Annotated in this window: 26 protein-coding genes; 25 read left to right on the top strand and 1 reads right to left on the bottom strand. The window is 49.1% G+C overall.

What is annotated here, in order from left to right:
• Window positions 1-10 precede the first annotated feature (10 nt).
• From KTG14_RS05425 to mtnN, 14 genes are all read left to right on the top strand, one after another.
• Complete coding sequence (locus KTG14_RS05425) at window positions 11-1144, top strand: cysteine desulfurase family protein (RefSeq protein ID WP_216969979.1); 1134 nt, start codon at window positions 11-13, stop codon at window positions 1142-1144.
• Between the two features lie 15 nt (window positions 1145-1159).
• Complete coding sequence (mnmA, locus tag KTG14_RS05420; RefSeq protein WP_216969978.1) at window positions 1160-2278, top strand: tRNA 2-thiouridine(34) synthase MnmA; 1119 nt, start codon at window positions 1160-1162, stop codon at window positions 2276-2278.
• Between the two features lie 14 nt (window positions 2279-2292).
• The gene (locus KTG14_RS05415; protein ID WP_216969977.1) at window positions 2293-2952 is read left to right on the top strand and encodes a tetratricopeptide repeat protein; all 660 of its coding nucleotides are present in this window, start codon (window positions 2293-2295) and stop codon (window positions 2950-2952) included.
• A gap of 26 nt (window positions 2953-2978) precedes the next feature.
• Window positions 2979-5426 carry an SF1B family DNA helicase RecD2 gene (gene recD2, locus KTG14_RS05410; RefSeq protein ID WP_216969976.1) on the top strand — a complete coding sequence of 816 codons (2448 nt, stop codon included), beginning with the start codon at window positions 2979-2981 and terminating at the stop codon, window positions 5424-5426.
• 295 nt (window positions 5427-5721) lie between these two features.
• Window positions 5722-8346, top strand: coding sequence for an alanine--tRNA ligase (gene alaS, locus KTG14_RS05405; protein ID WP_216969975.1), 2625 nt, complete (start codon window positions 5722-5724; stop codon window positions 8344-8346).
• Window positions 8347-8433: 87 nt separating this feature from the next.
• Window positions 8434-8700, top strand: coding sequence for an IreB family regulatory phosphoprotein (locus KTG14_RS05400; protein WP_216969974.1), 267 nt, complete (start codon window positions 8434-8436; stop codon window positions 8698-8700).
• Window positions 8701-8702: 2 nt separating this feature from the next.
• Window positions 8703-9119 carry a Holliday junction resolvase RuvX gene (gene ruvX, locus KTG14_RS05395; protein ID WP_216969973.1) on the top strand — a complete coding sequence of 139 codons (417 nt, stop codon included), beginning with the start codon at window positions 8703-8705 and terminating at the stop codon, window positions 9117-9119.
• Between the two features lie 13 nt (window positions 9120-9132).
• Window positions 9133-9441 (top strand): DUF1292 domain-containing protein, encoded by a 309-nt coding sequence (locus KTG14_RS05390; protein ID WP_058380964.1) that lies wholly within the window; start codon window positions 9133-9135, stop codon window positions 9439-9441.
• A 92-nt stretch (window positions 9442-9533) separates the two neighbouring features.
• Window positions 9534-10658, top strand: coding sequence for an endolytic transglycosylase MltG (gene mltG, locus KTG14_RS05385; protein WP_216969972.1), 1125 nt, complete (start codon window positions 9534-9536; stop codon window positions 10656-10658).
• Between the two features lie 632 nt (window positions 10659-11290).
• On the top strand, window positions 11291-11896 hold the full coding sequence (locus KTG14_RS05380; RefSeq protein WP_216969971.1) for an O-methyltransferase: 606 nt from the start codon (window positions 11291-11293) through the stop codon (window positions 11894-11896).
• A 27-nt stretch (window positions 11897-11923) separates the two neighbouring features.
• Window positions 11924-12547: a uridine kinase gene (gene udk / locus KTG14_RS05375; RefSeq protein ID WP_216969970.1), complete on the top strand. Its 624-nt coding sequence runs from the start codon at window positions 11924-11926 to the stop codon at window positions 12545-12547.
• A gap of 81 nt (window positions 12548-12628) precedes the next feature.
• Window positions 12629-13105 carry a transcription elongation factor GreA gene (greA, locus tag KTG14_RS05370; RefSeq protein ID WP_216969969.1) on the top strand — a complete coding sequence of 159 codons (477 nt, stop codon included), beginning with the start codon at window positions 12629-12631 and terminating at the stop codon, window positions 13103-13105.
• Between the two features lie 118 nt (window positions 13106-13223).
• Window positions 13224-13937 (top strand): YrrS family protein, encoded by a 714-nt coding sequence (locus tag KTG14_RS05365; protein WP_216969968.1) that lies wholly within the window; start codon window positions 13224-13226, stop codon window positions 13935-13937.
• 48 nt (window positions 13938-13985) lie between these two features.
• Window positions 13986-14690, top strand: a complete 705-nt coding sequence (gene mtnN, locus KTG14_RS05360; RefSeq protein WP_216969967.1) for a 5'-methylthioadenosine/S-adenosylhomocysteine nucleosidase — start codon at window positions 13986-13988, stop codon at window positions 14688-14690.
• Window positions 14691-14745: 55 nt separating this feature from the next.
• On the opposite strand, the gene pssA is transcribed toward mtnN, so the two are convergent.
• Complete coding sequence (gene pssA / locus KTG14_RS05355; protein WP_374939894.1) at window positions 14746-15267, bottom strand: CDP-diacylglycerol--serine O-phosphatidyltransferase; 522 nt, start codon at window positions 15265-15267, stop codon at window positions 14746-14748.
• A gap of 108 nt (window positions 15268-15375) precedes the next feature.
• Between pssA and KTG14_RS05350 the strand changes: the two genes are divergently transcribed.
• From KTG14_RS05350 to KTG14_RS05300, 11 genes are all read left to right on the top strand, one after another.
• Window positions 15376-16149, top strand: coding sequence for a phosphatidylserine decarboxylase (locus tag KTG14_RS05350; RefSeq protein ID WP_216969965.1), 774 nt, complete (start codon window positions 15376-15378; stop codon window positions 16147-16149).
• Between the two features lie 39 nt (window positions 16150-16188).
• A complete protein-coding gene (locus KTG14_RS05345; protein ID WP_211653968.1) occupies window positions 16189-16710 on the top strand; it encodes a YqeG family HAD IIIA-type phosphatase in 522 nt (173 codons plus the stop codon).
• The gene (gene yqeH / locus KTG14_RS05340) at window positions 16707-17810 is read left to right on the top strand and encodes a ribosome biogenesis GTPase YqeH (RefSeq protein ID WP_216969964.1); all 1104 of its coding nucleotides are present in this window, start codon (window positions 16707-16709) and stop codon (window positions 17808-17810) included. The genes KTG14_RS05345 and yqeH overlap by 4 nt, the downstream gene beginning before the upstream one ends.
• Before the next feature lie 12 nt (window positions 17811-17822).
• Window positions 17823-18647, top strand: coding sequence for a shikimate dehydrogenase (aroE, locus tag KTG14_RS05335; RefSeq protein WP_216969963.1), 825 nt, complete (start codon window positions 17823-17825; stop codon window positions 18645-18647).
• Complete coding sequence (gene yhbY, locus KTG14_RS05330) at window positions 18634-18924, top strand: ribosome assembly RNA-binding protein YhbY (RefSeq protein WP_216969962.1); 291 nt, start codon at window positions 18634-18636, stop codon at window positions 18922-18924. Before aroE ends, yhbY begins: the two co-directional genes overlap by 14 nt.
• Window positions 18921-19529 (top strand): nicotinate-nucleotide adenylyltransferase, encoded by a 609-nt coding sequence (locus KTG14_RS05325; RefSeq protein WP_216969961.1) that lies wholly within the window; start codon window positions 18921-18923, stop codon window positions 19527-19529. Before yhbY ends, KTG14_RS05325 begins: the two co-directional genes overlap by 4 nt.
• On the top strand, window positions 19483-20061 hold the full coding sequence (gene yqeK, locus KTG14_RS05320) for a bis(5'-nucleosyl)-tetraphosphatase (symmetrical) YqeK (protein ID WP_216969960.1): 579 nt from the start codon (window positions 19483-19485) through the stop codon (window positions 20059-20061). Before KTG14_RS05325 ends, yqeK begins: the two co-directional genes overlap by 47 nt.
• Window positions 20054-20392 (top strand): ribosome silencing factor, encoded by a 339-nt coding sequence (rsfS, locus tag KTG14_RS05315; protein ID WP_101190200.1) that lies wholly within the window; start codon window positions 20054-20056, stop codon window positions 20390-20392. The genes yqeK and rsfS overlap by 8 nt, the downstream gene beginning before the upstream one ends.
• Window positions 20389-21111 carry a class I SAM-dependent DNA methyltransferase gene (locus KTG14_RS05310; protein WP_216969959.1) on the top strand — a complete coding sequence of 241 codons (723 nt, stop codon included), beginning with the start codon at window positions 20389-20391 and terminating at the stop codon, window positions 21109-21111. Before rsfS ends, KTG14_RS05310 begins: the two co-directional genes overlap by 4 nt.
• A gap of 340 nt (window positions 21112-21451) precedes the next feature.
• The gene (locus KTG14_RS05305) at window positions 21452-22054 is read left to right on the top strand and encodes a helix-hairpin-helix domain-containing protein (RefSeq protein WP_216969958.1); all 603 of its coding nucleotides are present in this window, start codon (window positions 21452-21454) and stop codon (window positions 22052-22054) included.
• Between the two features lie 71 nt (window positions 22055-22125).
• A complete protein-coding gene (locus KTG14_RS05300) occupies window positions 22126-22698 on the top strand; it encodes a ComE operon protein 2 (RefSeq protein ID WP_216969957.1) in 573 nt (190 codons plus the stop codon).
• The last annotated feature ends 102 nt before the right edge of the window (window positions 22699-22800 follow it).

Here is a 22800-nt window from a genome sequence, read left to right as displayed (position 1 = left end):
TTAATGAATCATGAAACAAATCTATTTGGACCATGCGGCGACTTCGCCGATGCATCCGCAAGCAGCTGAAGTGTTCGCCAAAGCCTTAAGTGAGCATTACGGCAACCCATCAAGCATCCACCAGACCGGCCGCGATGCACGGCGTATCTTGGATGATGCACGGCGCACGCTCGCCTCAAGCATTCAGGCAGACGATAACGAAATTATCTTCACATCCGGCGGCACAGAGGCGGATAATTTGGCGATTTTCGGAACAGCCAGCGCCAAAGATGGCCGCCATATCATCACCACACAAGCCGAGCATCATGCGGTTCTTCACGCTTGCGAAGAATTGGCGAAACAGGGCTATGACGTGACGTATTTGCCTGTGGATGAAACAGGCCGTGTCAAGCCAGAAGACGTGAAACAAGCGCTCCGGGATGATACGATTCTCGTGACGGTCATGCTCGCCAATAATGAAATCGGCACAGTCCAGCCCATTGCCGAAATCGGAGAGCTTTTGAAAGGGACGAATGTCACTTTCCATACCGATGCGGTACAAGCGTATGGCTTATTGCCAATCGATGTGGATGAGTTGAACGTCGATTTGCTATCGATCTCTGCCCACAAAGTGAACGGCCCGAAAGGCATCGGATTTTTATACCAGCGCAAGAACACGCCGCTTAAGCCCTTGATGTACGGCGGCGAGCAGGAACGCAAACGCCGTGCCGGAACGGAAAACGTGCCGGCCATCCAGGCGTTTGCCAGCGCAGTGAAAATCTCACAGGAAACGATGGAAGATAAACGCAAAGCGTTCACGGAATTCAAAGAAATTTTCCGTGCCGAATTCAAGGGAAATGGCATCGACTTTAAAGAGAACGGCACCGACCAATTGCCGCATATTTTCAACGTTTCCTTGAATGGCATCGATATCGAATCGTTTTTGGTCAATTTGGACCTGTCCGGCATTTCCGCATCGAGCGGTTCGGCGTGCACGGCCGGTTCGATTGACCCGTCACATGTGCTCGTTGCGATGTATGGGCAAAATGCAGCAGAACTGCGCAATTCCATTCGTTTCAGTTTCGGCATCGGCCTGACCGCCACGGATATTGAACAAGCAGCCGAAAAAACGGCTCAAATCACGAAGCGCCTGGCGCAAAAATAGAAAAGGTGAATAAAAATGGAAACCAAAGCTCCACAAGATACACGCGTAGTCGTCGGCATGTCCGGAGGGGTCGACTCTTCGGTTGCCGCTTATTTATTGAAGCAGCAGGGCTATGACGTCATCGGCATCTTCATGAAAAACTGGGACGACACTGACGAAAACGGCGTCTGCACAGCGACGGAAGATTACGAAGACGTCATCCGCGTCTGCAACCAAATCGGCATCCCGTATTACGCGGTCAATTTCGAAAAGCAGTATTGGGATAAAGTATTCACGTATTTCCTCGAGGAATACAAAGCGGGACGCACGCCGAACCCTGATGTCATGTGCAATAAGGAAATTAAGTTCAAGGCATTTCTTGAGCACGCACTTAGCCTCGGTGCGGATTACCTCGCGACGGGCCATTACGCTCGCGTTGAAACGGGCGAAAGCGGCGTCACGCATATGCTGCGAGGTGTCGACAACAATAAAGACCAAACCTATTTCTTAAACCAGCTGAACCAAGAACAATTGTCGAAAGTCATGTTCCCGCTCGGTGCGATCGAGAAGAAGGAAGTACGTGAAATCGCCCTTGAAGCAGGACTTGCGACAGCGACGAAAAAAGATTCGACGGGCATTTGCTTTATTGGCGAACGCAATTTCAAGGAGTTCCTCAGCCAATATCTTCCAGCTCAACCAGGTTCGATGGAAACCTTGGACGGCGTCAAAAAAGGATCACATGACGGCTTGATGTATTACACGATCGGCCAACGCCAAGGCCTCGGCATTGGCGGAGCAGGCGACCCGTGGTTTGTTATTGGGAAAGACCTGGAGAAAAACGTCTTGTACGTCGGGCAGAACATCCACCATGATGCGCTGTTTTCCGATAGCTTGACTGCGGTCAACTTGAGCTTTACAACGGGCGATGCACCGGCTCAATCGTTTCAGTGCACAGCAAAATTCCGCTACCGCCAGCAGGACGTCGGCGTCACAGTCGACATGAAAAAAGGCGAAGCGGTCGTCACCTTTGATGAGCCGGTGCGTGCGATTACACCGGGCCAAGCAGTCGTTTTTTACGATGGTGACGAATGCCTTGGCGGCGGCACGATCGACCGCGTCTTTAAAAACGGTTCACAGCTGGACTATGTAGGATAATGGGGGAATCGGCGATGAATTATAACGAAATCGGCATCAAAGCCTTGCAAGAAGGGCGTGCGGAAGACGCCATCCAGGCGTTTACGAATGCCATTGAAGAACAGCCGGAAGACGCTCTCGGTTACATCAACTTTGGGCATGTCCTGGCGTCCATGAATGAAACAGAGCGCGCCGAGCGTTTTTTCCAGAAAGCTTTGACACTCGATGAAACCTCCGCGACGGCCTATTACGGATTGGCGAATCTCTATTACAACGCGGAACGCTACGAAGAAGCGTTGAAATTATACGAAAAAGCAATCCACAACGGCATCGAAGGCTCGGACGCCCATTACATGGTCGGCAAATGCTTCGAACGCATCGACCAGCCGAAGCTCGCTTTGCCTTATTTGCAGCGTGCTGTCGAATTGGATCCAAATGACCTGCAAGCGCGTCTCAGCTACGGTATCGCATTGGCATCGCTTGAGTTTTTTGACATGGCGGAAGAACAGTTTGTTTACGCGCTAGAAATCGATGTCGACAACTCAGACGTCCATTATAACCTGGGCGTTCTATATGCCGTATCGAGCGACCGCACGGAAGATGCCATGTATCATTTGCAGCGTGCGTACACATTGGATGACAAGAACGAAATGGCGCGTTATGCCTACGATATGATTAACGAACGATTGAATTGAAGCACTGAAAGAGAGGAGACGGCCGCATGTCCGGACAGATTGATTTATTCCAAAAAGATAGTGAATTTGTGCTGGGACGTCCGGTCGTCTCGATTTTTCACAATCCCCAAAACCTCTTCTCCATTATCAAAGTGAAAATCCAGCAAACCAACACCCCCTATACCGAAAAGGAAATCATCGTCTCCGGTTATTTCCCGAAGCTATCTCTGGAAGAACAATACAAATTCACCGGCAGCGTCAAGAATCACCCGAAGTACGGCGTGCAGTTCCAGGCAGAAACCTTCAAGAAAGAAGTGCCGGAAACGGAACAAGGCGTCGTTCATTATCTGTCGAGTGATTTGTTTAACGGCATCGGCCGTAAAACCGCCGAGACCATCGTCAAAAAACTCGGCAGCGATGCCATAAAAAAAATCCTCGAAGACCCGGATGCGCTCGATGGCGTCCCGCGCCTGTCGGATGATAAAAAAGATACAATCCGCTCGACTTTGCAGATGAACTTAGGCCTTGAGCGCGTGATGATCCAATTGAACGATTGGGGCTTTGGCCCGCAAATCGGCATGAGGATTTATCAGGCTTACCGCGAGGAAACGATTGATATCCTGACGAAAAACCCATTCCAGCTCATCGAGGAAATCGACGGCATCGGTTTCCACCGGGCGGACGAGCTCGGCTCGAAACTCGGCATCACAGGCAGCCACCCCGACCGTATCAAAGCGGCGATCCTTCATGTATTGAACCAGGCCTCCTTATCGGAAGGGCATGTCTTTGTCGATGCGAAGAATTTGATCCCGCTCGTCAAGCAAATGCTTGAAGCGAGCCAACGCGAAGATATCCCGGTCGACTCGATTTCACAGGCAGCCATTGAATTGAACGAAGAAGGCAAAGTGGCAGGGGAAGAAACCCGCCTTTATTTGCCGTCTCTTTATTATTCGGAAGTCGGCATTGCGACGAAGCTAGAAACATTGATCGCCGAGCAAGAGACGCGCGACGGCTTTCCGTCATCTGAAATCCGCAAAGCGCTCGGCGATGCCGAAGAGCGGCTCGGCGTCAATTACGCAGAGACGCAAATCGATGCCATCGAAAAAAGCTTGAACTCAAGCGTCATGATCCTCACCGGCGGACCCGGGACCGGCAAGACGACAGTCGTCCGGGGTTTGGTCGAGGTATATGCAGAGCTGCACGGCTTGTCGCTTGACCCGAAAGACTACGCCAAGAAAAAAGAACCGTTCCCGATCATTTTGGCAGCTCCCACAGGACGTGCGGCAAAACGCCTCAGTGAGTCGACCGATTTGCCGGCGATGACGATTCACCGATTGCTCGGCTTTAACGGGCAGGAACGGGAAGAGGAAACCGAAAAAGATATCGAAGGTAAATTGATCATCATCGATGAAATGTCAATGGTCGACACATGGCTTGCCCATCAGTTACTAAAAGCGGTCCCTGTCGATGCCCAGCTAATCTTCGTCGGTGACCAGGATCAATTGCCGCCTGTTGGCCCCGGGCAAGTGCTGCGGGACATGCTCGCATCCGGCCGCATTCCGACGGTTGAGCTGACGGAAATTTACCGTCAAAGCTCAGGCTCGTCGATCATCGAACTCGCGCACCAGATGAAAGCTGGTAAACTGCCGGATAATATCGAAGCGAAGACGTCAGACCGATCATTCATCCGTGCTGGCGCAGACCAAATTCCGCTGGTCGTCGAGAAAGTTGTCAAGAGCGCCTTAGCAAAAGGCCATACGATCAAAGATATCCAAGTGCTTGCGCCGATGTATAAAGGGCCAGCTGGAATCGATGCGCTTAATCAGATGATCCAGCAAATGGTCAACCCGAACGATGACGGTTCCCGCAAAGAGCTGGTTTTCGGCGACATCACGTACCGCATTAATGACAAAGTGCTGCAGCTGGTCAATCAGCCTGAAAGCAATGTGTTCAATGGCGATATGGGCGAAGTGGTCGCCATCATGAAAGCGAAAGAGACGGTGGAAAAGCAGGATCTGCTCGTCGTGTCGTTCGATGGCATCGAAGTGACCTATCAGCGCAGTGACTTGAACCAGCTGACGCTCGCCTATTGCTGTTCGATCCATAAAGCGCAAGGCTCGGAATTTCCGACGGTCATTATGCCGGTCGTCCGAGGCTATATGAAAATGCTGCGGCGCAACCTGCTCTATACGGGTATCACAAGAAGCCGAGATTTTCTCATCCTGTGCGGCGACCCGGGCGTGTTCCGCTACGGGGTCGAGCGTACCGATGATTCAAGCCGCCTGACGACATTGGCAGACCGACTGGGCATAGCGGCTGTTCCAGATGAAGGAGCAGCCTCGGATGCACTAGATACATCAGTTCAAAAGGCAGAGCCAGAAGCGGAAGCTGCAGGACCGAAAAGCCTGACACAGCAGAACGCCCACCGCATCCATCCAATGATCGGCATGGAAGGCATCACGCCGCGCGACTATACCGACCATGAGGGTGCTTGACAAGGCCCGCTTGGTTTTCTATAATTCAATTTATAACAGATAGACAACACCTAGACGGAGACAGTAAAGAGGTTCCGGCTGCTTAGAAAAAGGCTCCCCTTGGCTGAAAGGGCCTTCTGCCGCATCTTTTGAACGCTACTCCCGAGTGCAGCTAATCACTGCCGTCCCGCCGCGTTAAGGCGCTTGAGAGACACAGGATGTTTGCCTGTGTAACCAGGGTGGTACCGCGAATCAAGCCTTCGTCCCTTTTTATTAGGGGATGAGGGCTTTTTATTATGCAGAAGGAGGAATTTTGATGAAGAATTTAAAAGCTGAAGAAATCAGAAAGCTCTATCTCGACTTTTTTAAAGAAAAAGGCCATGACGTGGAACCGAGTGCGCCGCTTGTGCCGTTTGAAGACCCGTCGCTATTGTGGATCAACAGCGGTGTTGCGACCTTAAAAAAATATTTCGATGGCCGCGTCATCCCGGAAAATCCGCGCATCGTCAACGCGCAAAAGTCGATCCGCACAAACGATATCGAAAACGTCGGCAAAACGGCTCGCCATCATACATTCTTCGAAATGCTCGGCAACTTCTCGATCGGTGAATATTTCAAGAAAGAAGCGATTCATTGGGCTTGGGAATTCTTGACGGATGATAAATGGATCGGATTTGATGCCGATAAATTGTCCGTGACGATCCACCCGGAAGACGAGGAAGCTTATGCTATCTGGCTCAACGAAGTCGGCGTGCCGGCTGAACGCATCATCCGCCTCGAAGGCAACTTCTGGGATATCGGGGAAGGCCCAAGCGGACCGAACTCCGAGATTTTCTATGACCGCGGCGAGAGCTACGGCAATGACCCGGAAGACACTGAATTGTATCCGGGCGGTGAAAATGACCGTTACCTGGAAATCTGGAACTTGGTGTTCTCCCAGTTCAACCACAACCCGGACCATACGTACACGCCGCTGCCGAAACAAAATATCGATACGGGAATGGGCTTGGAACGCATGGCTTCGGTTGTGCAGGACGTACCAACCAACTATGATACGGATTTGTTCGTGCCGATCATCGAGAAGACAGCGGAAATTTCCGGCAAATCCTATGGTGAAAGCCAGGAACAGGATATGGCATTCAAAGTCATCGCTGACCATGTGCGCACAGTTGCCTTTGCAATCGGCGACGGCGCCTTGCCGTCCAACGAAGGCCGTGGCTATGTGCTGCGCCGTTTATTGCGCCGTGCAGTCCGTTACTCGAAAAAACTGGGCATTGAAAAACCATTCATGTATCAGCTCGTGCCGGTAGTTGGCGAAATCATGCAGAGCTTTTATCCTGAAGTCAAAGACAAGGAAGATTTCATTGTCCGTGTCATGAAACTCGAAGAAGAGCGCTTCCTCGAAACTTTGCATGACGGCTTGGAAATTTTGTATACTGTCGTCAAAAAGCAAAAACAAGCAGGCCATAACGCAATTCCAGGCGAAGATGTGTTCCGCCTGTATGACACTTACGGCTTCCCGGTAGAGTTGACGGAAGAATATGCAGAAGACGAAGGAATGGCTGTCGACCATGGAGGATTCGAACGTGCGATGAATGAACAGCGCGAACGCGCAAGAAACGCGCGTCAAAACGTCAATTCCATGCAGACGCAATCCGAAGTGCTCGGCAATATTAAAGAAGAAAGCGAATTTATCGGCTATTCGCACACAGTTGCGGACGCTGAAATCGTCGCCATCGTCAAAGACGGTGAATTGGTCGACAGCGTGCAAGAAGGCGAAGAAGTGCAACTAGTGTTGGATCGAACGCCATTTTATGCAGAGAGCGGCGGGCAGATTGCTGATAAAGGAGTGTTGATGAATGATTTGGTGTCGGCTTCCGTACTCGATGTCAAAAAAGCACCGAACGGCCAGAACTTGCATAATGTCCGAGTCGATTCCGGCGAATTGACGAAAGCAGCTGTTAAAGCAAAAGTCGATGCAACTGAGCGCCGCCATACGGTCAAAAACCATACGGCGACCCACCTATTGCATCAGGCATTGAAAGATGTGCTCGGCACGCACGTTAACCAGGCAGGATCGTATGTCGGCCCAGATCGCCTGCGCTTTGACTTCTCCCATTTCGGCCAAGTGACGAAAGAAGAATTGGAGACAATCGAGCAGGCAGTTAATGAAAAAATCTGGGAAGGCATCGAAGTTGAATCCGGCTATCATAACTTGCAGGAAGCAAAAGATATGGGCGCGATGGCTTTGTTCGGCGAAAAATACGGTGATGTCGTCCGCGTCGTTGCCATCAGTGATTACTCGCTCGAATTGTGCGGCGGGATCCATGTGGCGAACACATCCGAAATCGGCGTCTTTAAAATTGTCTCGGAAGGCGGCATCGGTGCTGGTGTTCGCCGCATTGAAGCATTGACCGGAAAAGGCGCTTACGTGAACATGAAGCAAAGCGAGAAGACTTTGGATGAGGCAGCTTCCCTATTGAAAGCCAATCCGCGCGACCTCGTGCAAAAAGTTGAAACAACTCAAGCTGATATTAAAGCTTTACAGCGTGAAAATGAATCGTTGCTGCAGAAAATCGCCAATGCCCAGTCCGGTGAATTACTGGAATCCGCAAGAAAAGTCGGAGATGTGACAGTATTGTCCGCAAAAGTTCAAGCAAAAGACAATAACCAGCTGCGCCAGATGGTTGATGACTTGAAAGCGAAGTTCGAACAGGCGGTCATTGTCCTCGGCGCAAGCGACGGCGACAAAGTCATGCTTGCAGCGGGCGTATCGAAAAACATTGCCGGCAAGGATTTCCACGCAGGCAATATCGTCAAAGCGGTCGCGGAACAATGCGGCGGCAAAGGCGGCGGGCGTCCGGACATGGCGATGGCCGGAGCGAAAAATCCAGAGCAATTGGATGCAGCCCTCGAATCGGTTTATACTTTGGTCAAATAGGTTTAACAAATCTGCGCTTTCAGTTATAATGGGATTCAGCAAGAGGAACGAATTGCCAATACACATTCCGAAAGTGAGGTGCTTGTCGTGAGCTCATTTGATCGCACGATGAAATTCGATTCATCCGATGAATCGATGGAGCAGGACGTAAAGCAGGTCATGCTGCAAGTCCATGCTGCTCTAGATGAAAAAGGCTACAACCCGATCAATCAGATCGTCGGGTATCTACTTTCAGGTGATCCGGCCTATATCCCTCGCCACCAGGACGCCCGGAACATGATCCGGAAACTGGAGCGGGATGAAATCTTGGAAGAACTGGTAAAGTTCTACATCAAAAAGAATAACGAGGAATAATTATGCGAACAATGGGATTGGATGTCGGCTCCAAAACGATCGGAGTGGCGATCAGCGATGCACTGGGCTGGACGGCACAAGGCATCGAAACCGTCAAAATCGACGAGGCAAACGGCCAGTTTGGGCTTGAACGCCTTGGCGAATTGATTCAGGAGTACAAAGTAACGGAAGCGGTCGTGGGCTATCCGAAGAACATGAACAACTCAATCGGGCCACGGGCGGAAGCTTCCGAAAAGTTTGCAGCATTGCTAAAAGAAGGATATGATATACCGGTAGTGCTTTGGGATGAAAGGCTAACGACGATGGCAGCGGAGAAAATGCTGATATCGGCTGATGTGAGCCGGAAAAACCGCAAAAAAGTGATCGACAAGATGGCTGCAGTGATGATTTTGCAAGGCTATCTTGATTCAAAAAAATGATGAGGTGACACAAATGGAACATGGTCAAGAGCATATTACAGTAGTGGATGAGCACGGAAACGAGCAATTATTTGAAGTGTTGTTCACATTTGAATCGGAAGATTTCGGAAAATCATACGTTTTGTATTTCCCAGTAGGCGCAGATGAAGACGAAGAAGGCGAGATCGAAATCCACGCATCTTCATTCACTGAAAACCTGGATTCCGATGAGAAGGTTTCCGGCGGCGAACTTCGCCCGGTCGAAACGGAAGAAGAATGGGACATGATTGAAGAAATGCTCAATACTTTCCTTGAGGAAGAAGAAGAAAACGAAGAGCAATAACCATAAGGGGGACGGAATTGAACCTTGATTCCGTCCCTTTCGTTTGAATCGCCTTCTGTTTTGGAGAGATGAATAGCTGAGGGGGAACACCCGTGGAAAAGCAGTCAAAGAAAGACGTCATGTTCGACAGGATGAAGGAAAAGAAAAAAGAAGTGCGAATCGTTCGGCGCATTGTGCTGATCGTAGCACTCGTGTTTCTTGTGGTCGTCGCGGTGGCAGGCTGGCAAGCTTATAGCTATGTCACCGATGCACTCGAGCCTGTCGATCCAAATTCCGAGGAAGTCATCGATATCGAAGTGCCGATCGGTTCTAACCTGGATAGCATTGCCGCCTTGCTTGAAGACAATGGCATCATTAAAGATGCTAGAATCTACAAGTATTACGTCAAGTTCCAAAATGAATCGGAATTTCAGGCAGGCAGCTATGGTTTGACTCAGTCGATGACATTGGACGAAATTACGGAAAGCTTGAAAACTGGGAAAGTTTATCATGAACCGTTATATACCATCAGTGTTCCTGAAGGTTTAACCTTAGAAGAGATTGCCGAGCGCGTAATTGCGGAAAATACGGAATATACCGCTGAGCAGTTTATGGAACAAGTGCAAGATGAAGCTTATATCGATGAATTGATGACCAAATACCCTGAATTGCTGACCGATGAGATCAAAGGGGAGAACGTCAAATTCGCGCTAGAAGGCTATCTATTCCCGGCCACTTATCCGATTTATGAGGAAAATCCTTCACTTACCGTGTTGATTGAGCAGATGCTCGATGCTACTAAAGCGAATATCGAGCCTTACCAAAGCGTTTTGCAGGAAGAGGAAAAATCACCTCATTGGTTATTGACTTTTGCTTCGCTACTAGAGGAAGAAGCGACTGCGAAATCAGATCGACAAACCATTGCTAGCGTATTCTACAACCGCATGGATCAAGACATGCCGCTGCAGACAGACCCGACCGTCATTTATGCGATGGGCGAGCATAAGGACCGCTTGTTCAACTCGGATTACGAGTTCGAAGATCCTTACAGCACCTATACGAATAAAGGCTTGCCGCCCGGGCCGATTGCTGCTGCCGGTGCATCATCCATCGAAGCGGTGCTTGACCCGAACCAAACGGATTATCTGTACTTCCTGGCTGACTCAGAAGGCAAAAACTACTTCTCGACCAGCTACGAACAGCATCTTCAATACCGCGATGAACATATCGGAAATTGATTAATATAATTTGAACTAGAGAATGAGTAAGTGTAAATAAATCGTTCCAGGCGGACGCTTTCGGGCCCACAGGATGTGGGTCATGCAGCTGGCGCGACAGGACGTCGCGTTGCCAGCTGCCAGGGCATAGACTCATGTCGCTCCGTCGCGGTGCTCCGTCACTGCTCCCGCAGGAAACGAATCGTGCTTGACACGATTCGTTTGCGACGCAGTAACGCAGCGATGTGGGAGCACATCTTTGCCCTTCGCCGCCTTCCACTCTTTAGTGTATTTTATTCGAGAGATATGGAGCAAAACAGCGCAGACTCCTTGGGGAGCAGAAACGGAGGGGGCTTTCCAACTCCGTTTCGACGAAGTGCTGAAATCCATTCGGGCGTCTAGCCCGAATTAGTTCAGCGCGAGCCCCCAGGAAGCGAATCGGTGAAGCAGAGCTGAACCAATTCGTTTGCGATGCTCGAACATAGTGAGAGTAGAGCAAAGCTCTTACAGCTGTTTTGCGGAATATCGTTTTAATAAGATTTTAATTACAAAACCATTAGTTCAATTTGTATAAGAAGGAAGGGAGCGTCCGTTTCCCTTCTTCTTTTCTGTTCAAATGAAGGACTAGAGCGTGAAAGGAGCGGACATCCACAATGCCTGATTCAACAATAGAAGCATTTTTCGAAACGATGCGCTCCTACGCGGCGGCGCAACATGTGCCGATCATGGAAGAGCAGGGCATCGGGGAGTTGCTGGAATTGTTGCAGCGTCAACAACCGCAACGCTTGCTTGAACTGGGAACGGCAATCGGCTATTCGGCGCTTCGTATGGCCAAAGCTTTGCCTGACGTCAGCATCGACACGATTGAACGGGACGAAGATCGCCACAATAAGGCGCTTGGGTTCATACGTGAATCGGGAATGGAACGGCGTGTGCAGGCTATCTGCGCCGATGCGCTCGAACTGGACATAGCCCAATTGGCCCCGTTTTACGATGCCATGTTCATTGATGCAGCCAAAGGGCAATATGAGCGTTTCTTCAATAAATACGAAAGTCTGCTGTCTCCAGGAGGCATCATTTATTGTGATAATATGTCGATGCACGGCATGGCTGAACAGCCGATTAAAGAAGTGCCCAGACGCAAGCGCACAATGATCCGTAATATCCGCTCGTTCCGTGAAACCATGGACGGGCATCCCGGCTTCGACTGTGAGCTTTTGCCAGTCGGCGACGGGCTTCTCGTCTGCAGGAAAAAATGAAAATCGAAACACAAGGAGTTAACGTATATGTCTAAAAACAGACCGGTCGTCATCGGCATCGCTGGCGGTTCAGGATCAGGCAAGACCAGTGTCACCAATTCCATTTATGAAGTGTTCAAAGAGCATTCCGTAGTGGTCATCGAGCAGGATTATTATTATAAAGACCAAAGCCACCTTGAGTTCGAAGAGCGCCTTGAGACCAACTATGACCATCCGCTCGCTTTCGATACCGATCTATTGATCAAGCATGTTAACGAATTGCTCGAACGGCGTGCGATTGAAAAGCCGATCTACAATTACGCAATCCACACCCGGGCAGAGGAAAGCATTGTAATTGACCCGAAAGATGTTATCATTCTTGAAGGTATACTGGTTCTAGAAGACGAACGCCTGCGTGAACTGATGGACATCAAGTTATTTGTCGACACCGATGCAGATCTCCGCATCATCCGCCGTTTGATGCGCGATATCAACGAACGCGGCCGGACGATCGACTCGGTTATCGAACAATATTTGACGGTAGTCCGCCCGATGCATAACCAATTCATAGAGCCGACAAAACGCTATGCAGACGTCATCATCCCAGAAGGCGGCCAAAACGAAGTCGCAATTGATCTAATGGTTACAAAAATTAAAACAATTCTTGAATAGATTGGTAATTTATAATAGAATGATACGAGACTGACGGGTGTTAGCGCATCCATAGTCAGCAGTTGAAGGAGTGGGGAGAGTATGGCAAACGATAAACAATTTCCGATGACAGCTGCCGGAAAGCAGAAGTTGGAAGATGAACTGGATTATTTGAAAACGGTCAAACGCAAAGAAGTGGTGGAACGTATTAAAGTCGCAAGAAGCTTCGGAGATTTGTCCGAGAACTCCGAATATGATTCCGCTAAGGAAGACCAAGCCTTTGTCGAAGGGCGCATTTCTACATTGGAATCCATGATCCGCAATGCGGTAATTATAAATGAAGAGGAAGCTGGCAATGATGTCGTGCGCCTCGGGAAAACAGTTACGTTTATGGAAATTCCAGGCGGCGATGAAGAAGCCTATACCATCGTTGGATCTGCAGAAGCAGACCCGCTGGAAGGGCGTATTTCGAACGACTCGCCAATCGCCAAAAGCATGCTTGGCCGCACTGTCGGTGACCGTGTGAAAGTATTGACACCCGGCGGGGAAATGGAAGTCAAGATCGTTTCGATCAAGTAATGCACCCAGCCATTCCTTTGGGAGTGGCTTTTTTTGATGAGTGAAACAAAACTTTAGTTGAAACGTCAAATTTGTCATGGGCTAAATATGATAAAATACATGTAAAGGGGGGCTTTCCATGGCTAACGAAGAAAAGTCTTATCCCTCTCGTTTGAATAAGAATAAGAACAATAAAAATCGTTCAAATTCCATCCTCAATATCATGATCGCTTTAGTATTTACTTTGGTGGTTATCATCGGGGCGACATTGTTATTCGGAGGCGGCGACGATTCAGCAGATCCTGAATCCACAGAAGCAACGCCGGAAACAGAAAGTCAAACGAGCGGCGATGATGATACGCAAGTGACAGCAGAGGAAAATGACCTCGAGGCTGAAGAGAAAGCTGAAGAGGAAGCCAAGGCTGAAGAAGAAGCAGCAGCCAAAAAAGAAGCTGAAGAAAAAGAAAAAGAAGAAAAAGAAGAGGAAGAAGAAACAAAAGGCGGTACCATCACACGTGAAGAGTCCAACGACCCTATCGTCAGTGAAACCATCGTCAACACCAGTTGGGAGCCAGTAGGCACAAGCCAAAGCGGCGACCATGTCTCTTCGTACCAGAAAAATTCGGTTGATTGGAACGAAAAAATTGAAGCGGTCACGTATGCTACCGGATTGTCCCAAAATGACATGTATGTCATGATGGTCCAAAATGGCGGCGGCCCGCAAAAATCCATCGCGACAGTCCAGTCAAAAGACCAGTCTGAAAAATACCGTGTCTATCTCCAATGGGTAGATCGTGAGGGTTGGAAGCCGGAGAAAATGGATGTACTTAAAACGCTGGACGGCGCCTATTAATAGGGCGCCGTTTTTCCGGCGTAATCTTGGAAGCAAGGAGCGGATACAATGAGAATCGGTGTAATCGGCGCAATGGAAGAAGAAGTAGAGTTGTTGCGCAATCAATTAGCAAACCCATCTGTCCGTGAAATCGCCAATAGCGAATTCACAACAGGTACATACAAAGGCCAGGAACTCATCCTATTGAAAAGCGGCATCGGCAAAGTCAATGCGGCGATGACAACCACCATCCTGATGCAGGAGTTCAAGCCGGATCTGGTATTGAACATTGGTTCGGCTGGAGGTTTTGATGAGGAGCTGGAAGTCGGCGCTGTAGTTATTTCAGATGAAGTACGCCATCATGATGTCGATGCTACGGTGTTCGGCTATGAGCTCGGGCAAGTTCCGCAAATGCCGGCTTCTTATATCGCCAACAAAGAATTGATTGAACTCGCCGTCCAAGCTGTTGATGAAATCGGTGAACACCAGCATGCGGTCGGGCTTATCGCGACAGGCGACTCGTTCATGAGCGATCCCGAACGTGTGGCATTGGTGAAACAGCAGTTTCCAGAGATGAAAGCAGCAGAAATGGAAGCGGCTGCCGTCGCCCAAGTCTGTTTCCAATACGATACGGCGTTTGTCGTCATTCGCGCTTTATCGGATATCGCTGGCAAAGAATCTTCGGTCTCGTTTGATGAATTCCTTCCGGTTGCTGCCAAGCACTCGACGGAAATCGTCCTGCGTGTCATCGAAAAGATGCTCCAGCGCATATAAACGGAACTTTATCCCAAAACAAGCAAAAAAGCTGAGGGCATCAAGCCCTCAGCTTTTATACTTTCCGTAATGAAAATGTGCTGATCATTAATAGTGAAGAGATCAAGAGAATGAACATATAGACAGCGGGCGACCAATGGTTGAACCCGAAATATGACAAAGTTAGCACAGTTCCGGCAGCGGTGATCGGCAAACCGGTAAAATAGCCATTGGATTCGGTGATATTAAAACGTGCCAGGCGGAAAGCGCCGCATGAAATATAGATAACTGTGAACACCATCCCGGCTAGCCCAAAATCCTGCAAAGCGAGCTGATGGATCAACAGTGCAGGGGCCACGCCGAATGAAATGATATCCGCCATGGAATCCAATTGTTTACCGAGTTCCGATTCCTGGTTGTATTTTCTTGCGACCATGCCGTCAAAACGATCCAAAAATGCAGCGATAAAAATAAATAGCACACTGTAACTATAGTATTCGCTCAAAGTTGCCATCAATGAGGCGCCGCCGAAAACCATATTGCCAATCGTCAATGTGTTGGCTGCCTGGCTTTTTAGCCGTTTAATGGTGTGGTCCATTTTGTCGATCAATATCAATGCAAGCGCTCCTTTTTTCGATATGCTTTCGACAATTATACTGCGAATCGACAAAAAATGGTAGACTATTTTAACGACGGAGGTGCAAGCATGAAAAAACGCCTATACCAATCGATGATTGAATTGGGAAACGGCAAGGCCAGTTCCACGGTATTGAAACGCTTTGCCCAATCGGCCATCAGCCGTAAGTTTATTCCTGGATTCATCAATGCTTACAACATCGAACTTGGCGATATCGATCGCCCGAACGAACAATACACGAGCTTGCATGACTTCTTTACGCGCCGTCTGAAAATGGACGCGCGGCCTATTGCCGATGTCGGACTGGTATCTCCGGTCGACGGTCGCCTTGAAATCCACGGGGCTATCCAAAACGATAGCCAGTTCAAGGTCAAAGACATCGAATACTCACTTGCTGAACTTCTTGGCAGTGAACAGATGGCTGCGCGCTATGCGAATGGCCAATATGCGATCCTTTATTTGTCGCCCGCAGATTACCACCGCATCCATAGCCCAGTAGACGGCCAAGTCGTAAAGCAATACATGCTCGGTGAAAAATCCTACCCGGTCAATCGGCTTGGACTGACTTACGGCAAATCGCCGATCAGCGGCAACCGCCGGCTCATCACTGAACTCGAAACGCCGCATGGCCGCGTATTGGTCGTGAAAGTCGGGGCGATGTACGTCAATTCCATCGAATTGACGGCGTTCGGATCCGAATGGATAAAAGGGCAGGAAGTCGCTTATTTCAGCTTCGGTTCAACGGTCGCTTTGTTCTTTGAAGGCGGTCATCTTCAATTTGACACGAAAATCAATGACGGCGACCGGGTCAAGGTGGGAGAACCCCTTGCATATATGGTATAATCAATGGACTTAAGTCCCTAGAAACAGGAGTTGTTATGTGTGTATCGATATTTTATTCCAAGGCAATACGTTAAAGAGGTTTTTGACATTACGCCAGAATCATTGAGAGAAAAAGGAGTACTTGGCATTATCACCGACTTGGACAATACATTGGTTGAATGGGACCGCCCTGAAGCGACACCGCGATTGATCGAATGGCTGAAATCAATGAAAGATGCAGGGATTCAAGTAGTCATCGTTTCCAATAATAATGAGATGCGCGTGAAGTCGTTTGCAGACCCGCTTGGCATCCCATTTATTTACCAGGCAAGAAAACCGATGGGCAAAGCTTTCCGCAAAGCACTGAAAATCATGAGCGTCAAGCGTGAACAAGTCGTCGTTATCGGCGACCAGATGCTGACCGATATTTTTGGCGGCAACCGCAATAAGCTTCATACAATCCTCGTGTTGCCGGTCGCGCAATCGGACGGCTTCTTTACGCGTTTCAACCGGCTGGTCGAGCGCCGGATCATGAAAAGGTTGAAAGAAAAAGGACAATTGATGTGGGAGGAAGAAAATTGACAGAAATGCCATATTGCATCGGTTGCGGTGTACAGATCCAAACAGAGCGGAAAGACGATATCGGCTACGCGCCGCCGTCTTCGCTCGATAAAGAAGAAATTATTTGCCAGCGCTGCTTCCGTTTGAAAAACTATAACGAGTTGCAGCCGGTTTCTTTGACAGATGATGATTTCTTGCGTATTTTGAATGGCCTTGGGGAACGCAAAGGGCTGATTGTGAAAATCGTCGACATTTTCGACTTCAACGGCAGCTGGCTTCCGGGCTTGCACCGCTTTGTCGGAAACAATCCAATTTTGTTGATTGCCAACAAAGCGGACTTGCTTCCAAAGTCGGTCAAAGAGAAGAAATTGATCAATTGGATGAAACAAGAGTCGCGTAAATTAGGCTTGAACCCGGTCGACATTTTGGCGGTTTCCGCCCATAAAGGAACGGGCGTCGCAGAAGCGATGGATGCGATTGAACAATACCGCGACGGCGGCGATGTGTACGTGGTCGGCTGCACGAACGTTGGGAAATCGACATTCATCAACCGTGTCATCAAACAGGCAACAGGCGAAGGAGATGTTATCACGACTTCGCATTTCCCTGGCACGACGCTTGATATGATCGGCATTCCGCTCGATGATGAGCGCTCGCTATATGATACGCCGGGCATCATCAACCATCATCAGCTGGCGCATCATCTGCACACGGAAGACCTGAAGGCGATCATGCCGAAAAAAGAAATCAAGCCGCGCGTCTTCCAATTGAATCCTGAACAGACATTATTCATTGGCGGTTTGGCGCGTTTCGATTTCATCAGCGGCAAACGTTCATCTTTTACAGTGCATGCTGCGAATTCATTGAATATCCACCGGACCAAACTGGACAATGCAGATGAATTGTATGAACAGCACCTGGGTGGCATGCTTGCTCCGCCATCTTCTGAATATAAAGAAGATTTCCCTGAATTGGTGCGCCATGAATTCCGCATCAAAGAAGGCAAGACAGACATCGTCTTTTCTGGGCTCGGCTGGATAACGGTCCAGCATGATGACGTGACGATCGCTGCCCACGCACCAAAAGGGGTAGAAGTCATCGTCCGCCCATCTCTTATATAGGAGGTTTTCACAATGAAGAAATGGTATGCGGTCATCGGAGATCCGATCTCCCATTCGTTATCGCCTTTTATGCACGATCATTGGTTCGGAAAACACGGCATCGATGCTTCCTATATCCCGGTGCATGTCGAACCGAAACAGCTGGAACAAGCGTTTCATTCGATGAAATTGCTTGGCATCAGCGGATTCAATATCACTTTGCCCCACAAACAGGCGGCAATCCCGTTATTGGATGAGCTGGATGATACGGCACGCATCATGAATGCGGTCAATACGGTCGCTGCAAAAAATGGGCGTTTAAAGGGATTCAATACAGATGGCGATGGGTTTGTCCGTTCGCTATTAAGTTATCCTGTCGATAAAGAACGCGCTTTGCTAGTGATTGGTGCAGGCGGGGCAGCAAGAGGCATCAGTTTTGCGCTCTCGCGTGCCGGCTTCAGCAATATCACCATCACCAACCGAACATTCCGCAGGGCGCAGGAACTTGCAGAGGAAACCGGCAGCAAGGCGGTTGTGCTGGCAGAGGCCGAAGCGAACTTGAGTGAATTCGCCACGATTGTTCAAACAACTTCCGTCGGATTGATAGAAGAAGCGTTGCCGCTGTCCTTAACACATCTTGGAAGCGGATCGGTCGTCGCGGACATCATTTACAATCCGCTCGAAACACCATTTCTGAAAGAAGCGAAAGCGAAAGGCTGCCTGGTGCTGAACGGTGTCGGCATGTTCGTCAACCAGGGTGCCATTTCGTTCGAAAAATGGACAGGCATCCGTCCGGATACAGAAGAAATGATTCAATTGATTACGGAAAAACTAGGAGGAAATCATGTTAACAGGTAAACAAAAACGTTTTTTAAGAAGCGAAGCGCATCATTTGGACCCGATCTTCCAAGTCGGGAAAGGCGGCGTCAATGAAGCGATGCTCGTACAGATCGGGGAAGCTCTTGAAAAACGAGAACTCGTAAAAATCAGCATTCTGCAAAACAATGAAGATGGCAAGCACGAAGTGGCGAACCATCTGGCACAAGGAACAAAAGCGGAATTAGTGCAATTGATCGGCCATACGGTCGTTTTGTATAAAGCGTCCGTCAACAATAAACGGATTGAGCTTCCGTGAAAAAACGCAAAATCGGCATTCTCGGCGGCACGTTCAACCCGCCGCATTTCGGCCATTTGATCATGGCGAATGAAGCCTATTACGCACTGGGCTTGGATGAAGTGCGTTTCATGCCGAATGCCATCGCTCCTCATAAAGAATCGAGCGGCATCGATACGGATACACGGGTCAACATGACTCGACTTGCTATCGAGGGTCAGCCTCAGTTCCGCCTAGAAGACATTGAAGTGTCGGGCGGTGGGGTCTCGTATACTTATGAGACGATGGTCAAGCTCATCGAACGTGAACCGGAATATGAATTTTATTTTATCATCGGCGGCGATATGGTCGAAAGCCTGCATAGCTGGCACCGCATCGGAGAACTGGCTGAATTGGTCCAGTTTGTCGGCATCGGCCGTCCGGGCTATAAAGCCGAAACGAATTATCCGGTGATGATGATCGATTCTCCGGAAATGCATTTGTCTTCAACGATGCTGCGGGAGCGCGTCTTGGCTGGCAAGCCATTGACTTTTTTCGTTCCCGAACAAGTGGAAACTTTTATCCGGAAGGAGCGATTATATGGACCCGAGCCTGATGCTCCAAAAAGTCAAACAACGCCTTCCTGAAAAACGCTTTAACCATGTCCTGGGCGTGATGAATACGGCAGTCGCACTTGCCAAGCATTACGGAGTGCCGGAAGAGCAAGCACGTGTTGCGGCGATTCTCCATGATGTGGTGAAATTTGCCGACCGTGAATGGATGCGCGGAATTATCGAAAAAGAAAACATGGATCCTGTATTGCTCGACTATCATCACGAATTATGGCATGCCCCGGTCGGCGCTTATGTGGCTAAGTATGAATTCGGAGTCAAAGATGAAGAAATCCTTGACGCGATTCGCTACCACACAACAGGGCGTGCCGCCATGTCCGACCTTGAAAAAATTATTTACATTGCAGATATGATCGAGCCGAGCCGCAAGTTTCCGGGAGTCGACCGGTTGAGAGCCATGAAGCATGATGGTCTCGACCGCTTGATGGAAGCGTCGATCCGGCAAACGATCGAATTTCTCGCATCAAAAAATCAGCCGGTTTATCCGGATTCCTTGAAATGCCTAGAGCATTTTGAGCAACAGAAAGGGAACGTGAAGAATGACTAAAGATACATTATTGCAAGTGGCATACCAAGCCGCAGAGGATAAAAAAGCAGAAGATATCGTTGTATTGAATATGGAAGGGATTTCGCTGTTGGCGGATTACTTCTTGATCTGCAGCGCGAACTCGGACCGCCAAGTACAGTCAATTGCCCGTGAATTGATGGATAAAGCTGGAGAAGCCGGCTATGAAGTCAAAAGTATTGAAGGCTTCGACGCAGCTCGTTGGGTCTTGGTCGATCTTGGCGATGTCGTGGCACATGTGTTCCACCGCGATGAGCGCTCTTACTATAACCTAGAGCGTCTATGGCGCGACGCCCCGCAGCTCGAAGTATGAACTACGGACGGTTTGCGGCGGTCTACGACGACTTGATGGAAGATATTCCATACGAACAATATGTGGAATGGATTGCAGAAACGATGCGTTCCGGATCTGTACTCGATCTCGCTTGCGGCACCGGGGTGCTGTCTGAATTGATGGCTGAACTCGGCTATGACGTGACGGCGAGTGATTTATCCGCTGACATGCTCACTGTGGCACAGAAACGCTTTAAAGAATCGGGACTGGATATTCCGGTGCTTCAATTGTCCATGGACAATCTCGAAGGCTTAGAAGGCTTCGATGCCGTGACCATCGCGATCGATTCTTTGAATTATTTAGCGAAAGAAGAGCAGGTCAAAAAGACGTTCGAACAAGTTTATGCGGCGTTGAATCCGGGCGGGTATTTCTTTTTCGATGTCCATTCGGTGTTCAAAGTCGACGAGATCTTCATGGATAGCCCCTTCGTTTATGACGGAGAAGATCTTGCTTATATGTGGCACACAGAAAAAGGCTCAGCGCCTCAGAGCGTAATCCACGATTTGACTTTTTTCGTGCGAGAAGGCTGGATGTTCGAGCGTTTTGAAGAAACACATGAACAACGGACTTTCCCGATTGATGTGTACAAAGAATGGCTCATGGAAGCCGGATTCGCGGTAGAGTCAGTGACTGCTGATTTTACAGCGGATGCACCAAACGACGAAAGCGAACGGATCTTTTTCCGCGCGACAAAATAATCATCCACACCAAACCCGCATATTTTATATGCGGGTTTTCAAAGTATTGAAAAAGACTATAGTTCGCAGTAGATCGAAAAGAAATCGGCTTTTTTACAATTAAAAATTAATGTTTTCTCAAAGTATTTGAAGAAGCGTTCGCTCGATTCCCGCCCCACGGAAAGCGAGCGCTAAGCTTCGGAAAATACGATCTTCTGAAGTTTCTCGACAGCCTGCAAACCCGCATATTTTTATATGCGGGTTTTTTTATGAAAAGATAGACTTCTGCTTGTCCGTTATTATATAATTCAGACAGCTTCAGCTGTTTGCTTTCTGTGGAAACGAGGGATGCCCACTGAATATGTCTCCGCAACTTGCCAAATACAGCCGCATCATTGTACCGATCGCCGCTGTTTTGGCGCTTCTCTATTTCTTTCTCCTGCACGAACCCCCTGAGGCCACGAGCCTCGACGAACTTACTTCCGAAACCATCGAACAACCGCCGCCACCGGAACCCGATGTGTCAATCCCGACAAGCGTCATGATCGACGTGAAAGGCGCGGTCCAAAACGCGGGCTTGTATGAATTGCCTGCAGGATCGCGCATCAACGACGCCATCGATGCTGCCGGCGGCTTTTTACCTGAAGCAGACACCCGCTCGATCAATCTGGCGGTCATCGTGATCGATGAATCATCGGTCTATGTGCCAAAACAAGGCGAAGAAAGCCCGGCACAGGCAGCAGCAATGCCGGGCGGAAGCACAGAGCCGGGCCTCATCAATTTGAATTCGGCTACCGAAGATGAGTTGACCGAACTACCTGGAATCGGTCCGGCAAAAGCAGCGGCAATCGTGGCGCACCGGACTGAAAACGGGCCATTCAAAAACACCGAGCAATTGATGGACGTGACAGGCATCGGCGAAAAGAGTTTTGAACAATTGAAAGAACTGGTCCGAGTCAGGTAGGGACGGACGGCCCTTGACGAAACAACTGCCTCTGCTACACTTAATTTAACGAAACAGCAGGAGGCAATCAGATGAAGCGAATAACGTGGGATCAATTTTTTATGGCTCAAAGCCATCTTTTAGCGCTAAGAAGCACTTGCACACGGCTGGCTGTTGGAGCGACGATCGTCCGGGACCGGCGCATCATGGCTGGGGGCTATAACGGCTCGATTTCCGGTGGAGACCATTGCATCGATAAAGGCTGCTATGTTGTCGATAACCATTGTGTACGGACCATCCATGCGGAAATGAATGCGCTATTGCAATGTGCGAAGTACGGGGTCAGCGTGAGCGGCGCCGATATGTATGTAAGCCATTTCCCTTGCCTCCAATGCACGAAATCCATTATCCAAGCGGGCATTTCGCGCCTTTACTATGCGGCTGATTATAAAAATCATGAATACGCAATCGAACTGCTGGAACAGGCAAACGTCGAAGTGATCCAAGTGATGTTCGATGAACGGACAATTGATTTCCTTAGCGTCGAGAAAATGGCGCTTTATATGGAATTGATTGAACAGCTTGGCGCAAAAGGGGCGAGCGAAGAAGAGTTGTCCCATTATAAAGAACGGGTGAAGGAATTATTCGGAGAACTTATCGTTTAACGGAAGCGTTATTTCTCTATGCAGCAATTGCGACGGCAATTGCCGCACAAGCAGCACATGGCTCAGCTGATAAGCTTTTGCTCATGGCGCTGCTTTTTTGTT

The sequence above is a fragment of the Planococcus sp. CP5-4_YE genome, from assembly GCF_019042655.1.
Lineage (GTDB): Bacteria > Bacillota > Bacilli > Bacillales_A > Planococcaceae > Planococcus.
The sequence above is the reverse complement of the archived record's forward strand: the minus strand, read 5'-3'. Positions and strand labels throughout refer to the sequence as shown.